At 70.3% G+C, this 15,518-nt stretch carries 12 protein-coding genes and 1 pseudogene; 6 read left to right on the top strand and 7 right to left on the bottom strand.

Going from position 1 to position 15,518, the window contains the following annotated elements:
• Positions 1–66: 66 nt before the first annotated feature.
• The 6 genes from ABD355_RS44235 to ABD355_RS44260 all read right to left on the bottom strand — a co-directional run bounded on the left by ABD355_RS44235 (position 67) and on the right by ABD355_RS44260 (position 7,746).
• A complete protein-coding gene (locus ABD355_RS44235) occupies positions 67–999 on the bottom strand; it encodes an NADP-dependent oxidoreductase (RefSeq protein WP_344407104.1) in 933 nt (310 codons plus the stop codon).
• A gap of 334 nt (positions 1,000–1,333) precedes the next feature.
• The gene (locus ABD355_RS44240; protein WP_344407105.1) at positions 1,334–1,720 is read right to left on the bottom strand and encodes a hypothetical protein; all 387 of its coding nucleotides are present in this window, start codon (positions 1,718–1,720) and stop codon (positions 1,334–1,336) included.
• Positions 1,721–1,977: 257 nt separating this feature from the next.
• Entirely contained in the window at positions 1,978–2,400 is a 423-nt protein-coding gene (locus tag ABD355_RS44245; RefSeq protein WP_344407107.1) for a hypothetical protein, read from the bottom strand.
• Positions 2,397–4,544, bottom strand: coding sequence for an integrase (locus ABD355_RS44250; protein WP_344407108.1), 2,148 nt, complete (start codon positions 4,542–4,544; stop codon positions 2,397–2,399). The genes ABD355_RS44245 and ABD355_RS44250 overlap by 4 nt, the downstream gene beginning before the upstream one ends.
• Positions 4,541–6,289 (bottom strand): hypothetical protein, encoded by a 1,749-nt coding sequence (locus ABD355_RS44255; RefSeq protein WP_344407109.1) that lies wholly within the window; start codon positions 6,287–6,289, stop codon positions 4,541–4,543. Before ABD355_RS44255 ends, ABD355_RS44250 begins: the two co-directional genes overlap by 4 nt.
• Complete coding sequence (locus ABD355_RS44260) at positions 6,286–7,746, bottom strand: site-specific integrase (RefSeq protein WP_344407110.1); 1,461 nt, start codon at positions 7,744–7,746, stop codon at positions 6,286–6,288. Before ABD355_RS44260 ends, ABD355_RS44255 begins: the two co-directional genes overlap by 4 nt.
• Positions 7,747–7,877: 131 nt before the next feature.
• On the opposite strand from ABD355_RS44260, the pseudogene ABD355_RS44265 reads away from it, so the two are divergent.
• The 5 genes and pseudogenes from ABD355_RS44265 to ABD355_RS44285 all read left to right on the top strand — a co-directional run.
• Positions 7,878–9,950: pseudogene (locus ABD355_RS44265) on the top strand (helix-hairpin-helix domain-containing protein); the annotation flags it as partial.
• Between the two features lie 3 nt (positions 9,951–9,953).
• On the top strand, positions 9,954–10,943 hold the full coding sequence (locus ABD355_RS44270) for a DNA polymerase Y family protein (protein WP_344407112.1): 990 nt from the start codon (positions 9,954–9,956) through the stop codon (positions 10,941–10,943).
• Between the two features lie 70 nt (positions 10,944–11,013).
• Positions 11,014–11,577, top strand: a complete 564-nt coding sequence (locus ABD355_RS44275) for a hypothetical protein (protein WP_344407113.1) — start codon at positions 11,014–11,016, stop codon at positions 11,575–11,577.
• A gap of 110 nt (positions 11,578–11,687) precedes the next feature.
• Positions 11,688–11,912 carry a hypothetical protein gene (locus ABD355_RS44280; RefSeq protein WP_344407115.1) on the top strand — a complete coding sequence of 75 codons (225 nt, stop codon included), beginning with the start codon at positions 11,688–11,690 and terminating at the stop codon, positions 11,910–11,912.
• 64 nt (positions 11,913–11,976) lie between these two features.
• Complete coding sequence (locus tag ABD355_RS44285) at positions 11,977–12,273, top strand: hypothetical protein (RefSeq protein WP_344407116.1); 297 nt, start codon at positions 11,977–11,979, stop codon at positions 12,271–12,273.
• A gap of 57 nt (positions 12,274–12,330) precedes the next feature.
• Here ABD355_RS44285 and ligA read toward each other — a convergent pair whose 3' ends face one another.
• Positions 12,331–14,418: an NAD-dependent DNA ligase LigA gene (gene ligA, locus ABD355_RS44290; RefSeq protein ID WP_344407118.1), complete on the bottom strand. Its 2,088-nt coding sequence runs from the start codon at positions 14,416–14,418 to the stop codon at positions 12,331–12,333.
• Positions 14,419–15,074: 656 nt separating this feature from the next.
• Between ligA and ABD355_RS44295 the strand changes: the two genes are divergently transcribed.
• Positions 15,075–15,425 (top strand): DUF3846 domain-containing protein, encoded by a 351-nt coding sequence (locus ABD355_RS44295; RefSeq protein ID WP_344407120.1) that lies wholly within the window; start codon positions 15,075–15,077, stop codon positions 15,423–15,425.
• The last annotated feature ends 93 nt before the right edge of the window (positions 15,426–15,518 follow it).

Genomic DNA, 15,518 nt, shown 5'->3' on the forward strand with positions numbered 1-15,518 from the left:
GCGCGGCCGACCGGTGCGAACTGCGCCCCGGTCGGCCGCGACACAGGAGCATCGGAGGGTGCGTGCTCACTCCATGGTGAGGACGACACGTCCCTTGAGCCCGCCCTTGACCATGCGCGCGTGAGCCTGCGCGGCTTCCTGCAGCGGGTAGGTCTCGGCCACGCGCAGCGCCAGGTCTCCCGCTGCGGCCAGATCGGACAACGTCGTGAGCATCGCTGCGTCCGGGCCGACCTGCGTCAGCAGCACCCGGATGCCCCGCTCGGTCTGGGGCATGGCGTCGCGCCGCGTGGTGACGAACCTGCCGCCGTCCGCCACCGCGCCGATGACGGCCTGCCCCAGCCTGGCCGTGTCCAGCACGCCGTCAACCCCTTCGGGACGTACCTTGCGGACGTCCTCGGCCGGTGTCTGCGACGCCGGCACGTACACGTCGGCGCCAGCCACCTCGGTCGCGAACTCCCCGCCTGGCGAGCGGTCGATCGCGATGACCACGGCTCCCCGGCGCTTGGCCAACTGCACCGCGTAGCCGCCGACCGCCCCCTCCGCGCCGGTGATGAGCACGGTCTGGCCCGCCTGGACGCCGAGCAGCTCGACGGACTGGGCCGCGGTCAGACCGTTGAGAGGGATGGTGGCAGCGTGCACAGGGTCGATGCCCGCGGGCGCCTCGGCGATCGCCTGGGAAGGAACCACGACGTACTCGGCCTGCCCCCGGTTCAGCCCCAGCGGCAAGCCATGACTGAACGCGATGACGCTCTGCCCGGGCGTCCAGTGACTACCCGGCCCGACGGCGTCGACAACGCCGGCGACATCCCAGCCCAGACCATAGGCGGCACCCTCCGGCGGAGCGGGGAAGACCCCTCTCCACGCCGACGCATCCGCCGGATTCAGTGCGGCCGCCTGTACTTTGATGCGAATCTCACTCACGCCCGGAACGGGCATGTCGACCTCAGCGACCTCCACAACCTCCGGGCCGCCGATCGAACTGTAGACAGCTGCGCGCATGAGAACTCCACTTATCGGCCGCACCTGCTCACAGCAGACACGGAAGATCATTGGCATAGGGGGGGGCGATGTCCGCAGCGCGCTGCGGAGCGCCAACAGCAGCCACGCTAAAACCTGACGCCAACGTCAGGTGCAAGTCGGGCAGCGGTCGGCATAAGGCCGAACACGCCGAGCTGGCTCTCCGGTCCAAGCCATCGGTCATCGAGCGGGGCGCAGGGACGAGACACGCAGGACTTGCAGAGAATAGGCGGCAGACGTCGCGCCGGATTCCGGGTGAGGCGGCGGATCACAGAAACGGGCACTGAGCAAGGACGCCGGAGCCCCGCATATAGCCTCAGCGGGCCTGGTTCAGTGCCCGGGTCAGTTCCCGGTTGGCCGCTCGCGCCGCATCGAGTTCCTCAGTCCGCTCATCGAGCTGGCCCCTTATGTCGGCCAGGTCTTGCTCGAGCAACGTGATGCGGCGTTGAAGCTGGTCGATGTCGGCGGACGCTCCAAGGCCGGATTCCTTCCAGGCGTTTTCACCGAGGCTCTCGGACAGACGCCTCTCCAGCTGCCGGACCCGGACCGTCAGCCTCCTGTTCCGCTCCAGCGCGTTGGTCAGGTCTGCCCGCAGCGAGGCCCGGCTGACGGCCGCGATCCGGCCTCCTTCCGGTGGGGCGGCTGCGGCGGCGTGGACGCGTTCGAGGAGGTCGCGGTGCCGGTAGAGGTAGGTGCGGTCCACTCGTGCCGCGCGGGCCTGCCGCCTGCGGGAGGAGGGGTGCGGGGCCCCGAGACTTCGAGGCCATGACGTCCCGGGGCCGCACTTCCCGGCCGGTTCACCGGACAGGCGGACGCGCGCCCTGGCCCGTCTGCCGGGGGACGCGGTCGCCGGGGTGCGCATCGCATGCACCGGGCTCAACGAACAGGTGGCAAAGGGGTCACGGCAGGGTGCCCGGCAGCGTGCGGCGGGGCGCCGACCCACCCCATGCTCATGGGACGTCAGTCGGGGCGACGCGGTGTGGGCCGCATGGGAAAGACATGGACGACTGGATCGGGGTTGGACAGCCGCTCACGCAACTGCAGGTTCTCCAGGGTCAGTTCGTTGACGATCCGGACCAGCCCTTCAACGTCGGCGCGGAGCCGTTCGAGTTCGGCTTTGTCCTTCTCGCGGAGCTCCTTGAGCCGCACGACCTGTTTGCGGAGCCGGGTCTCGGCATCGGTGGGCTGCCCGCGCTCTTTGACCTTGGTGTAGAACTCGTTCTTCAGGTCGAGGTGGCGCTGGGTGAGGGCGTTGCGGGGAACGTCGGCTTCGATGGCGAGGGCCACCACGGTCAGGGCCCCATTGGAGCGCTTCGGGTGGCCCGACAGGATGCGGTCCATGGCGGCCCGGATGCGGTCGCGTTCGTCTGGTGCTCCGCTCATGGGGTGGTGTCCTTGAGGGTGATCCGGGTGCGGTCGTGGGCATCGGCGGTGCCGCGCAGGCGTTCGGCGTGGTCGCGCAGCCGTTCGCTGATCGGCTGGGGCACGTGAACGGCCTGTTTGTCGAGTGCATTGGCGCGGTCGCGAAGCCGGGTGGCGTGTTCGTCGGTGCGGACGATGTTGCCGCAGCCGGGCACGCAGTGATCGAGCCGCGGGGTGTCGCGGACTGGCGTGCGGTGGCACAGGGCGTGCTCGCGCTTGTAGTGGCACAGCAGCAGCGCTTGCGGGTTGTCGTAGATGAGGGCGTCGTCGTTGGCGAGCAGGCGGCGGGCGGTGGTGGCGTTGATGACGGCGCCCTCGAAGCGCGGGGCGCGGGCGGCGGCCTTGATGGCTCGCCGGGCGGCCGGACCGGAGATGCCGCCGCCAGCCTCCAGATTGTCGTTGAGGTCGGCGACGGTGTCGGCCACGGCGCGGACGGTTTCGATGTCGATCAGTTCGTGGATGCCGTCGCGGCTGCGCGCGGCGTATGCCTCGGAGACCAGTGCGGTGCGCAGGTGGCCGTACTGGATGGCCAGGGCGACCAGCCCGCCCGGGCGGCGGGCGATATGCCAGGCCAGGGTGCGGCGGAAGCGTCTTGTGCCGACCGCTCCGTGCGGGTCGGGCGGGATCACCTCGCCGGGCAGGCCATGTCGGGCGGCTTCGGCGTTGGCCCAGGTGACGAAGTCCTCGATCCGGGTCCGCAGGGCGGGTGAGCGCAGGGAGCCAGTGCTGGGGCCGGCCATGGCACCGTGCACGGCGTGGCTGAACAGCAGCTCGCCGGGCTCGGCCATGCGCTCCAGCACGCGGATGGCGTTGATGACGGGGGTGATGGCCACCCAGGGGACGTCGCGTTCGCGTCCGGCGGAGTGGTGGTTGCCGTGCTCATCGGTGGCGTTCTTGTATTCGTGGCCGTAGATCACGTGGCGGCCGGTGCGGCCGGTGCGGCCGGTGCGGCCGGAGGCGTCGGGCTCGGGATCCGGGCAGCAGCCGTGGTGCAGCCCGAGCACCTCGCCCGGGCGCATCCCGGTGAGGTAGGCGATGACGATGAAGCACGCGGTGACCAGCAGTCGGACCAGTCCCGGCGTCTCGGCGAAGTCGAGGGCCTCGCGCCACGGGCGCCCGGCGATGCGGCCGGTGACGGGGGTGGGCAGTGTGCAGGGGCCGGGCCGCTGTGCGGCCGCGGCCACCAGGCCGTGGCGCTCGACGTACAGGGCGACTTGGTGGCGGGATGCGCCGGTGAGCCCGCCGACGTAGTAGCGGGCGAAGCCGTACCCCTCGCGGCCCTTGAGCCGGACGGCGGGCAGCGGCGCCTGGGCGGCGATGAGCGGATCCAGATATGCCTTGAGGGCGTCCTGCCCGGCCGGGGTGCTGGGGATGGTCCGGCCAACCTCCGCCAGCCGCCGGGTCTCGGCGTACCCGGCGAGGATGTCGTCGGCGAGGTCGTCGACCATGCGCAGGGCCCAGACCAGCAGCGGCCCCATGGTCTCTTCCGCGATCGGCTCGCTGGCGTTCTCCCCACCGGTGGCGGAGGATGCGGCCGGCAGGTAGTCGTCGGCACCGAGTTCGTCCCACGGCGGCCGGGCGATACCGACGGGGCGGGCGGAGAGCTGGTCGAACGCCCACAGGCGGGTGAGCGTGCCGAGGATCTCCAGCACGCGCTTCCGGCTGGAGCCGGCGGCGAGCAGGTGCTGGTCGTAGGCGGTCCAGACGGCGGTGGTGCATTGGGCGAGCGAGGTCAGTCCGCGCTCTTGGAGCCAGGCTGCCAGGTACATCCACTGCCGTACCGCCTCGGTCAGGTCGCTCAGGCTGACGCGGGCCCGCAGGGATCCCGCGCGCTTGGCCAGGAAGGTGGGCCGTAGCTCGCCGTTGATCATGGTCCAGGCAATGAGTCGGAGTTCGTCCCGGAAGGCCGCGGGGCATTTACGCCAGCGGATGCTGGCCTTGTTGCTGCTGGGGTTCTCCGTCAGCGCCGCCAGCGGCCATATCCAGTCCACGTAGCGGCCGTTGATGTGCGCGTGCATGGGCAGGACACGGTACGGCAGCACGACGGGCGTGTCCGGTGTGGGCATCGGCAGGATGTAGGGATCGTGGTGGGCTGCGGTGGTCACGCGTCGAGCACTCCGGTCAGCAGGCAGTCGATGAGATCACGGTCGGTGTCGGTGACGCGGGCCAGGGCCTGAGCCCAGACCGGCTCGCCGAGTCGGCGCTTGAGGTCTTCAAGCCGGGCGTGGGCCTCTCCCCAGTCGGCCTCCCACACCGGCGGTGACTGGGCCGTACGCAGGTGGGTCAGCGCCCGGTGCAGATGGGCCAGGCGCGGATGGTGGCCGGGGTGGATGCGGGCGTTGGTGCAGCCCAGGCACGTCAGGAACGAGGCACGGCAGCCCTTGCCCGGCCCGGTGAAGGGACTGTGCTCGTAGTCGTGGCAGTCCACCGTCGCGGTCTCCCGGTCGTCGGGATCGGGGTCTGCGCGGAGTTCGGCGACCAGGACCGCCTGGCGGGCGCGCGCGGCAGCGTCCTCGGCACCGGCCGCGATGATGTCCGCGGCCTCCTGCTGCACCCGCTGGTCGACCAGCACATAGTCACGGTCATGGGTGGCTTGACTGTTCTGCCCCGGCTCCCGCCTCACCAGCGCATTGACCGTGCGCCGCCCCCGGCGGAAAGGCGAACCGTCCAGTCCTTCGGCCTGGGCCCAGTCACGGCCAGCGCTCTCGACCACACCGAAGCGGAAGAGCCCGACCGGTGGGTGGTGATCAGAGGTGGTGATGGGGTGCCCGCCCTGCGCCCAGCGCCACACGATCAGCAGGTCGGTGCCGGGCGCGAGGTCCTCGACGACGGCCCGCGCGAAGCGGGTGGCCTGCAGTGCGTCGGTGATCAGCCTGCCTGGGGACCTCGCGCCGTCGTCGGTGACGTTGCGGGTTTCGAAGTAGCGGCCGCCGCCGCGCCGGTACTTCACCACCGGGATGCGGTAGGTCGGGTGTCCGTCCTCTCCGGGGTCGGGGCTGGCCTTGGGTACCTTGGCCTGGTGGATCACGGACAAGTTCCAGCCGAACTCGACCATCAGCAGCACCCCCAGGGCAGCCGCCTCCAGCCGGGACAGGAACAAACGCTGCCAGGTCGCGGCCGGGCTGGTGTTGCCCAGGACGCGATGGAATCGCCAGATCGGATTCCGTGCCCCCTTTGCGCTGACCCGGCGCGGGATGTCGCCCGTGCGGGCCAGGGAATCCAGCGCCTCGCCGAGGATGAAGTCGTGGCTGCCCGGCGCGAAGGCACCCGCCCGCCACCGCTCCAGGTGCGCCGCGTTGTCGTTGATACGCAGCAACGCGGCACGGAAGGTACGCCTCGCCGCCCGCTTGATGCGGTCGAACTCATCCTCGCTGTAGGACTGCGTCTTACTCTTCGGCCGTTGGGTGCGCACGGCCAACTCGTCCGCAACGGGCCCGCTCGCCAGCCGGGCGTCCTGCCGCAGCAGGCTGCCGACCCGGGTGATGGCGTTGTGGCCGCCCGCCGTGCCCGCCTGGCTCAGCCGCCACTGCTTGACCTGCGCTGTGGTCAGCTCCTCCACATCCCTGGGCGTCCGCTCGAGCCCGGACAGAAACACGGTGAACTTCTCCAGGAGCTGGAACGCCAGTCTCGACGAGCGGTGGCTGCCCCACCGGTTGGGATGACAGCGTGCGGCGAACAGCACGGCGAGGGAGCGCTGCATCGGCTCGGCGACCGGCAGCGTCGCGAAGTCGTACGCCCGCACCCGGCCACTGCGGTCGACGTGCCGTACGACGAGCCCGCCCAGATCCAGGGGTTCGGGGCGGGTGTGGTCGCCTGGGGGCAGGGATGCCCGGCGTCCGCGTCGACTCACGCCACACCCCCGAAGGGGTCGAGGCGGTCGTCGAGGTCCTGGATGCCTTCCGACTCCCGGGCAATGCGCGTGAAGACCTCATCCAGCTCCGGCATCGGCGCCTGTTGCGGATCGTCGTCGGCCGTGGCCAGCATCGCCCGCAACTGCAGGTCGGCGACCGGCGCGAGGTAGATGTCGACGGTGGTCTGCCGGGAGGCGTGCCCCAGCAGGTTCTGCACCATGAACCACGGATCCCCGTACAGCAGACGGAAGTCCCGCCGCTCGGCCGGACTCAGCCCGAACCGCCGGTCCATCAAATGATTCAGCACCACGAGCATGTACAGGGCGAACGAGTGCCGCGCTGAGTGCGGCGTCGCATACGGCGCAAAGACCTGATGCGGATCCATCCCCAGGTACTTTGGCGGCGTCAGCACCTTCGCGCACCGCTGGTTCGCCGTACGGAACACACCGTCCCAGGAGTGCGGCCGAAACGGCATCCCCTGCTCGTTCAGCCACAGCCACAACGGCTCCGGACCATGCGGCCCCTCGGTGAACAGCATCATCCGCTCGCGCACGGACAGCAGATTCAACTCCCGCTCCCCGGCAAGGCCATGCCGATCGCGCCACCGCACCTTCGGCTTCAGCCCACGCGTCACCTCCGTAACCAGCCACAGCTGAGCAAGCCGCTCGTACCGGCCGACTTGCTGGGCCTTGCGAACCACCCATGCCCGCGAGGAATCGACGTACGCCTCGACGTCGCCGAGCGCATCGGCGGCCACATAGAACGTCCGCGGCCTCTTCGACCGGGTCACCGCCGCGGCCGCCTTCCCCCGGTAGTACCGACCGCCGCCGATCCGCCGCACGGGCAGCTCGAACGTCAGCAGCGACCCGCCTTCGCCTCGCCGAAGCCCGGACGACGTCAGCAATCGCACGAAGGCCACGTTCCGGTCCTCCAGTCGACCCGCCCAGCCCGGCCGCGGCACGCCGCCGCGCGTGTGGCCGCGCAGGCCGACATCGATCCACTTCCGCCACGTCCGCGGCGTCAGCCAGTGCACGTTGCTCGGCCGGACGTCCTTCGGTGCCGCCTCCGGCACCGAGATCACCTCGCCGTTCCGCCCCATAACCTGCCGTACGACCAGCGGACCGCGCACCAAGTGTCCCTCACGGACAGCCCACCGGAACAGACTGGCAAACGCGGCCAGTTCACGCCCCCACTTCGACCCGCCCACCCGGCTAGGGTTCCCCTCCGCCCTCCGCCGCCAGTGCTCGTAGTCCTCCAGATCCCGCGGCGTCGCCTCCAGCCAGCCCCGCCCGCGCTTCCACAAGAACGTCAGCAGCAGAGCGATGTCCGTGGCGTAGTTACGGCGGGTCTCCTCCTCGTAGCGGCGGAAGGTACCGGACTGGCCGTACAGGCTCAGCAGAGGGTCCACCCGGTGGTCTGGTGACAGGAAGATGGGGTCGCCGGCCATCACGCCCATCGCGTCCTCGCGAGACGGCAGGTTGTTCCATCCCTCGACGACACTGCCCCGAACTCCGCCCCGTACCGCGTCCGGCGGCACCCAGAACACACGCCAACTCACCACGAGCGCACCCTTCTTGATCGGCTTCAACACGCCAATTCAATAGGGAAGTGAGGGATACCGGACTTGCCTTGGGGATCGCCCCGTACGACGTCGACCGGATCGCCAAGAGCTTCCCGCACATCCGGGCCGCCGACATCACCGCTGCGCTCGCCGAACTGCCCGAACTGCGCCAGCTCGCCGCGGAGGCCGGCCGCTATCGGCTGCTGTTCGAACTCGCCGAAGGCCTCGACGCCCTCCCGCGGGGCCTGGCTATGCACCCCTGCGGCGTCATCGTCTCCGACGCCACCCTCCTTGACCGGCTGCCCGTCCAGCCCACACCTGGCAGTTATCCCATGGTTCAGATGCCGAAAGAGGGGGTCGAAGATCTGGGGTTGATCAAGCTGGATGTGCTCGGCGTACGGATGCAGTCCGCGATGGCGCACGCCGTCTCCGAGATCGAACGCGTCACCGGCAAGCACATCGACCTCGACGATCCGCAACAGGTCCCGTTGGACGACCACTTCGCCTTCAAGCTCATCCAGGACGCCCAGACCCTGGGAGTCTTCCAACTCGAATCAAGTGGGCAGCAGGATTTGCTCTCGAGGCTGCAACCGCGGAATGTCGCCGACGTCATCGCCGACATCAGCCTCTTTCGTCCAGGACCTGTGGCGTCCGGGATGCCCGAGCAGTACATCGCCGCACGTCACGGTGCCACCCCCACCTACCCGCACCCCGACCTCGAGCCGGTCCTCGCCGATACCTACGGGGTCGTCATCTGGCACGAACAGATCATCGAGATCATCGCCACGCTCACCGGCTGCGACCGCGCCCTCGCCGAAATCGCCCGCCGCGCCCTCGCCGACTCCGCCCGGCTACCCCGCCTGCGGGACTGGTTCCACCAGACGGCCGCCGCCCGCGGCTACCCCGCCGACGTCCTCACCCACGTCTGGAAGATCATCGAAGCGTTCGGGGCGTATGGCTTCTGCAGGGCGCATGCCGTTGCCTTCGCCGTCCCAGCCCTGCAATCGGCCTGGCTTAAAGCGCACCACCCAGCGTTTTTGCTCGCTGGCCTGCTCGAACACGACCCCGGCATGTGGCCCAAGCGCGTCCTGATCCAGGACGCTCGCCGCCGCGGCGTCACGGTCCTGCCCGTCGACGTCAACCGCTCCCAGACCAGCCACACCGTCGAACGCGCCCCCGACAGCACCTGGGCCGTCCGCCTCGCCCTCTCCGCCGTCCGCGGCATCCACACCGACGAGGCCGAACGCCTCGTCGCCGGCCAGCCCTACGCCTCGCTGTCCGACCTGTGGCAGCGCGCCCGCCCCAACCGGCCCACGGCCGAACGCCTCGCCCAGGCCGGCGTCCTCGACAGCCTCCGCGGCCCCCTCACCCGCCGCGACCTGCTGCTGCAGATCACCGAACTGCACCGCCAGTACCGCGGCCGCCCCCTCGGCGACGGCCAACTCCCCATGGCCCTCGACGACCAGCACACCGCCCCGCCGTCCGGCCTACCGGAGATGACCAGCCGCGAAGCCCTCAACGCGGAACTGCACATCCTCGGCGCCGACGTCAGCCGCCACCTCATGGACCACCACCATCAGCTGCTGCGCGAACTCGGCGCCACCGACGCCGCCCACCTGCAGCGACTGCGCCCCGGCCAGCAGGTCCTCGTCGCCGGCGTCCGAGCCTCCACCCAGACGCCGCCCATCCGCTCCGGGAAAAGGATCATCTTCGTCACGCTCGAAGACGGCTCCGGCCTGGTCGACCTGGCCTTCTTCGAAGACTCCCACGAAGCGTGCGCGCACACGATCTTCCACAGCGGACTGCTCCTCGTCCGCGGCAACGTCCAGCGCCGCGGCGAACGCAACACCGTCACCGGTTCGATGGTCTGGGACCTCGAGCAACTCGCCGCCGCCCGCCGCGACCACGGACCCGAAGCCGTCCAGCGTCTCCTCGGCGCCGAAGCGAACGTTCCTGCGGCCCCGCGCACCGAACCGCACCGAACCATCACCCACGAAACCGGCGCCGCCCTTCACCCCTGGGCCGACCTCCAGCCTCCAGGGCAGCGCGCCGCCGACCTCACCAAACTCGGCCACACCTCTCCCGGAAGCGCGGGGTGAGCCATGGCCCACCAACGCGCCATTCTGCGCATCCACTTCCACCACGGCGGCAACGAGGACCTCTACCACCAGCTGCTGACCGTCCTCGACGGAATCTCCCCCCGCTGGCAGGCCCAACCCCCCACCGCCGCCGACCACGACGTCACCGGCGCGTTGAAGTACTTCGACCGCCACCCGCGCGACCTCGGCCTCCTCATCGCGCTCCGTACCGCCGCGCTGTACGGCGTCCAGACCACCATCGGAGGCGGCAACTCGATCCTGATCGCCGCCATGGCAGCCGACGCCACCCCGCCCGGCCGGATCACCATCGTCGACCCCACCCCGGACGCGATCGCCGCGTTCCTCAACCCCCGCCCCGTCCACGCCCTGCCCGGCATCGGCCCCGCCACCGCCACCCTCCTGACCCGGCACGGCCTGCACACCATCGGCGCCCTCGCCGACACCCCGCTGCTCACCCTGCAGCGCCTCCTCGGAAAAGCCACCGGCCGGGAGATCGCCGACCGAGCCCGCGGCCACGACCCCCGCCCCGTCACCCCCGGCTCCGCACCCGCCTCCCGCAGTGCCCGCCACGACTTCCCGTACGACGAACTCGACCCGCTACAGCACCGCCGCGCCCTCCTCGCCCTGGCCGAACAACTCGGCGCCGACCTCCGAGCAACCCGCGACGTCGCCGGCACCCTCACCCTCGACGTCCGGTACGCCGACCGCTCCCACACCACCCGCACCCGCTCCCTGCCCGAAGCCACCAACCACTCCGCCGCCCTCACCCACGCCGCCTTCCGCATCTACGACCAGCTCGGCCTCCAGCGCGCACGCGTCCGCTCCATCACCTTGCGCGCCTCCGCCCTGCGTCCCGCAGCCGCCGCCCACCATCAGCTCCTCCTCGACGCGAGCGACGACAAGGCCCGCAGGCTCGAGAAGGCCGCCGACACCGCCCGTGCCCGCTTCGGACCCGACGCCGTCTTCCCGGCCTCCCTGGCCCCCTCACCCTGAACCGCTGCCTGCGTCCTGCGACCACCGCTTCTCGGCACGCGGGCAAGCCCCTCGCCCCTACGATGCGGTGGTGCGGAACACCAAAGCGTTCAAAGAAGCCGTCGCCGAGACCCTCGCCGAACTGGCTCGCCGGGGTGTGACCCTCACCCCCGCGACGGTGGAGGACACCATCGAACGCAACGTCCAGGCGGTGGCCGACCAGCTCCGGATCCAGGTGCGATCCGCCTGGCGGTACTTCGACGCTGCCGCCCTCGCCGACACCATCGCCCAGAGCGTGAGGGAGTTCGAGGACGGCGGCTCCGACGACAGGGCTGCTGGGCAGGCGCCGATGCCGCCACGGGACAACCCCGAGCTGGCGCTCATCCTCGCCGGCGTGCCGGACGCCCTCGCCCAGACCGGCGGCGACCTGTACGCCGTCATCCTCAACGTCGCCGTCAACGCGTGGATGGCCGGTCACATCCACGGAGAAGACGGCTGCGAGGGATGCGCCGGCAGCCGCGGGCCCACCGGCCACGACTGGCACGCCCGCATGCGCACCCTCACCGAGATGCAGCCGGACATCGCCAAGTGGTTCGACCGCGACGTGTGGACCCGCGCCCTCAACAGCGCAGGCTTCACCGTCATCCGCACCTGACCAGCCGGTCTGCCGCCCCTGCCGAGCCCGTACGGTGCGGGCTTGCCCACCCCTACGCAGCAGTGCTTGCCCAGGCCGAGCGGGTGGCTTGCCCACCGGAGGAACACGTCATGGAGTTGAAGTACCTCGTCCGGCTCAGATTCGTGGCTGACGGCCCACGAGTGGAGGGGGAATGGAGCGTCCTCGACACCGCCCAGGACCGGTACACGGAGTGGGTCGGCCTCTACAGCAAGGACCCGGCCGTGGTCGTTGAGCTCCTCGAGGAGACGGACGGCCGCGAACGCGTCTTGCGAAGGTGGACGGCTCAAGGGGAGACCACGCCCGAGGACGAGTGAGCGGGAGGCTTGCCGGTCAGCGGGCGAGGGGCTGCCCGACGCGAGCGTCATAGGATCCATGGACGTGGCACACACATTCGATGATCTCGTGGAGATGCAGCAGGCAGCCGACGAGGCGCACGCTCAGGTACTGGAACTGCGGGACCGCTACGGTCGGCCCACGGAAACACCGTGGTCGCAGGAGCAGACTGAGACCTACGAGAAGGCCTGGCAGCACTGGTGGAAGGCGGCCGACGAGGTCCAGGCCGCCGTCACCAAGCACGCCAAGGACGAGGACAAGTCCCGCTTCGACGTCGAGGCTGCCGTACGGACCAAGGCCCGGCACCCGGAACCCGAGCCGGCGGAAGCCGCAGCCAGCTGAACCAACGTGTGGGGCCCGCACCGTGCCGGTGCGGGCCCCACACGCATGACCGTCAGCTCAGATCAGGTGGTCGGCGACCAAGGCGGCGAACTCGTCGGGGGTAGCGAGGCGGACGCCGAGCTGTTCGGCCTTGGCACGCTTGGAGCCCGCACCCTCGCCCGCGACGACGAGCGTCGTCTTCTTGGACACGCTGGACGAGGAGCGCCCGCCGGCCCGCTCGATGAGCTCGTTCATCTCGTTGCGGGACAGCTTCTCCAGGGCCCCGGTCATCGCGCCGGTGACGACCACCGTCATCCCGGCCAGCGGGCCGCCGTCCGCCGCGGCCGCGGGTGCCTCCTCGCCGGGAGCAGCATCGGCCGCCGCCGGCGGGATGGCGCCCGGCTCGGTCATGGTGACGCCCGTGGCGGCGAGCTTGTCGATCAGAGGGGCGAGCTCGGCGAGTTCCGCGACGATTGAGGGCGCCTTCTCCGCACCGATGCCCTCGACCTGCTGCATCGCCTCGACGTCGGCGGCACGGATGGCGTCCATGGTGGCGAAGTGGCGGGCGATCCGCCGGGACATGGACCGGCCGGTGCCGCGCACCCCGAGCGCGCACAACACCCGCGACAGCGGCTGCTGCTTGGCCTTCTCGATCGCGGCGAGCAGGTTGTCGGTGCTGACCTCGCCCATCCGCTCCAGGCCGAGCAGCTGCTCGCGGGTGAGGGTGAACACATCTGCGAGATCGGCGACCAGGCCGGCGTCGACCAGCTGGACGATCCGGGTGGCGCCGAGGCCCTCGATGTCGAGCTGATCGCGGCCGGCGGCATACGAGAGGGAGGCAACCAGGTGGCAGTTGCGGCCCTGCGCGCACCGCCAGCGCTCCTCGCTCTTGTCGATGTCCGATCCACAGCGCGGGCAGAACTCCGGGAAGACGATGGGCTGTTCGTCGCCGGTGCGCAGGTGGGCGACCGGAGCCTCGATGCGGGGGATGACGTCACCGGCCCGGTGGACCATGACCTGGTCGCCCAGACGCAGATCGCGACGGGTGATGTCGGCCGGATTGTGCAACGTGGCATAAGTGATCGTCGAGCCCTCGATGACGACCGGCTCGAGCACGCCGCGCGGCGCGATGATCCCGGTCCGGCCGACGTTCCACTCCACCTCCAGCAGCCGCGTGATCTTCTCCACGGCCGGCAGCTTGTAGGCGATCGCCCACCGCGGCGCGCGCGACCCGGATCCCGCGGCCTGCTGGTCGGCAGCCAGGTCGGCCTTGATGACGATGCCGTCGATGCCGAACGGCAGCTCGGCGCGGACCGCGGCGATCTTCTGCACCCGGGCCAGGACCTGCTCCACGTTCTCCGCGAGCGTGTCCGGGACCGCGCCGCCGGTGCTGGTGTGCACGCCGAGCTCGGCCACCAGGCCCATCAGGTCACTGTGCGCGGACGCGATCAGCCGCTCGGCCAGGGCGTGCTCGGTGTCGGGCAGGGGCAACAGGCCGTACCCGAAGAACGTCATCGGCACCGTGTAGAGGCGTTCCTTGGCCCGCAGAGTGCCCGCCGCCGCATTGCGCGGGTTCGCGAACGGCTGCCCGCCGTGACCGGTGCGCACCTCGTTGGCGTACTCGAACTGGGCCGTCGTCATCAGAACTTCGCCGCGCACCTCCACGGTGACCGGCTTGCCCAGTTGCTCAGGCAGCCCCTCGATGGTGCCGATCGCATGCGAGACGTCCTCCCCGGCTGTCCCGTCCCCACGGGTGATCAGCCGCGTGAGGCGGCCACCGGTGTAGCGGGCGGCGACCGCGAGCCCGTCCAGCTTCGGCCCCACGTGGAAGCGGGTGACTTCATGGCCGATCCGGCGGGCCAGGGACTCCGTCCAGGCGGTGAACTCCTCCGGCGAGAACACGTTGTCCAGGCTCAGCATCGGCACCGTGTGCGGCACATCGCCTTCCACCGCGCCGCCGGCCACCTTCCCGCTGGGGGAATCGGGCAGCACCTGCTCGGGGTGTTCGGCCTCGTATGCGGCGATTCCGCGCACCAGCCGGTCGTAGGTGTCGTCGTCGAGAGGCGAGGTGCCGCCCTCGTAATACGCGGCCGCCGCCCGTACGGCGTCCTCGACCGCCTGCGCGTAGGCGGCGGCATCCACGATCAGTGCTGCAGGTGTTGTCATGACCAGCATCCTGCCGCCCGCCACTGACAGTGGGCCCAAGCCCTGCGGCACCGCTGCTCAGGAACAAGCTCCTTCGGGGAGGGGGTTGCTGAAGCGGGCCGTGGACCGGCACCAGTCGTAGTGGCCGCGTATCCATGCCCGCAGGAGGCGGGCCGGCGAACTGGTCTGCGCAGTTGCTTCCTTAGTGGGCTCCACCGTTGGCTGGACGGTTGGCTCCACCGTTGCACCGTGAGGTGCACCGAGAGGTGCAGCGCCCCTCCGTGTGCTCTCGGCGTTCGCCCAGCTCACCCCCCATGGGCAAGCCCCTCACCCTCAACGACACCTCTTTCTCCGCGTAAGTCGGAGGAAGAGGACCCAGTTCAGCACAGGCCAGCCCAGCCCAGAGTCCAGTCCATCCCGGCCCGTCCGGCCGTCCCGCCGGCACTCGGCCGACCGGGGCCCCGCTGGGCCGACGCCGGCCCCGCCCAGGGTGCCGCCGGACGGGTGCGCGCGCTCACGCGCGTGACGCCGAGCGAGCCGCTGACCAGCGCAGATTCCTGGAAAACAGCGCCGGAACCCCTTCCATTCGATGATGAAAGTGCGGTATATTTCTCTTGTTGGTCGGCGGTGGCAGCCGACCGAATCCGAAGACACCCCCCAGAGAACGGGAGACATCCATGGGTCACACGCCCGACGCCCTGCTCATCACCCCCGAGGCGGACATCGTTCCGATCGACCTTCCGGACGGTGACAACCGGCTGATCGTCATGCGAGCCGTACTCCGCTGCGACCGCGTTGACGTCGTCGCGCTCACTGACCAACTCGACATGTGGCTCGACGACGAGGGTCTCTACAACCACCCGGTCAACAAGCTCGCGACGCTCCTCGCGATCCGATTCGGATTTACCCACCAGCAGTACCACGGACCCGTCCTGCTGACCGGTGGCGCCGACACGGACGGAGACACGGTTCCGCTCACCAAGGACAAGGCAGTAGCGCTCCTCACGAGCATCGCAGACCTGATCTAGGCCTCCCCCGGGGAGCGGCGCACGCCGCTCCCCACCCCCCCCGGCGGCGGGGGAGTGGCACCCCCGCCGCGCCGAAGATCCACACAGACTCTG

Origin of the sequence: Streptomyces longisporus, assembly GCF_039532765.1 — a bacterium.
Lineage (GTDB): Bacteria > Actinomycetota > Actinomycetes > Streptomycetales > Streptomycetaceae > Streptomyces > Streptomyces longisporus.

Coding starts and splice junctions, on each gene's coding strand:
- ABD355_RS44235 (WP_344407104.1), bottom strand. CDS start 999: ATGCGCGCAGCTGTCTACAGTTCGATCGGCGGCCCGGAGGTTGTGGAG.
- ABD355_RS44245 (WP_344407107.1), bottom strand. CDS start 2,400: ATGAGCGGAGCACCAGACGAACGCGACCGCATCCGGGCCGCCATGGAC.
- ABD355_RS44260 (WP_344407110.1), bottom strand. CDS start 7,746: ATGGGCGTGATGGCCGGCGACCCCATCTTCCTGTCACCAGACCACCGG.
- ABD355_RS44270 (WP_344407112.1), top strand. CDS start 9,954: ATGGCCCACCAACGCGCCATTCTGCGCATCCACTTCCACCACGGCGGC.
- ABD355_RS44280 (WP_344407115.1), top strand. CDS start 11,688: ATGGAGTTGAAGTACCTCGTCCGGCTCAGATTCGTGGCTGACGGCCCA.
- ligA (WP_344407118.1), bottom strand. CDS start 14,418: ATGACAACACCTGCAGCACTGATCGTGGATGCCGCCGCCTACGCGCAG.
- ABD355_RS44295 (WP_344407120.1), top strand. CDS start 15,075: ATGGGTCACACGCCCGACGCCCTGCTCATCACCCCCGAGGCGGACATC.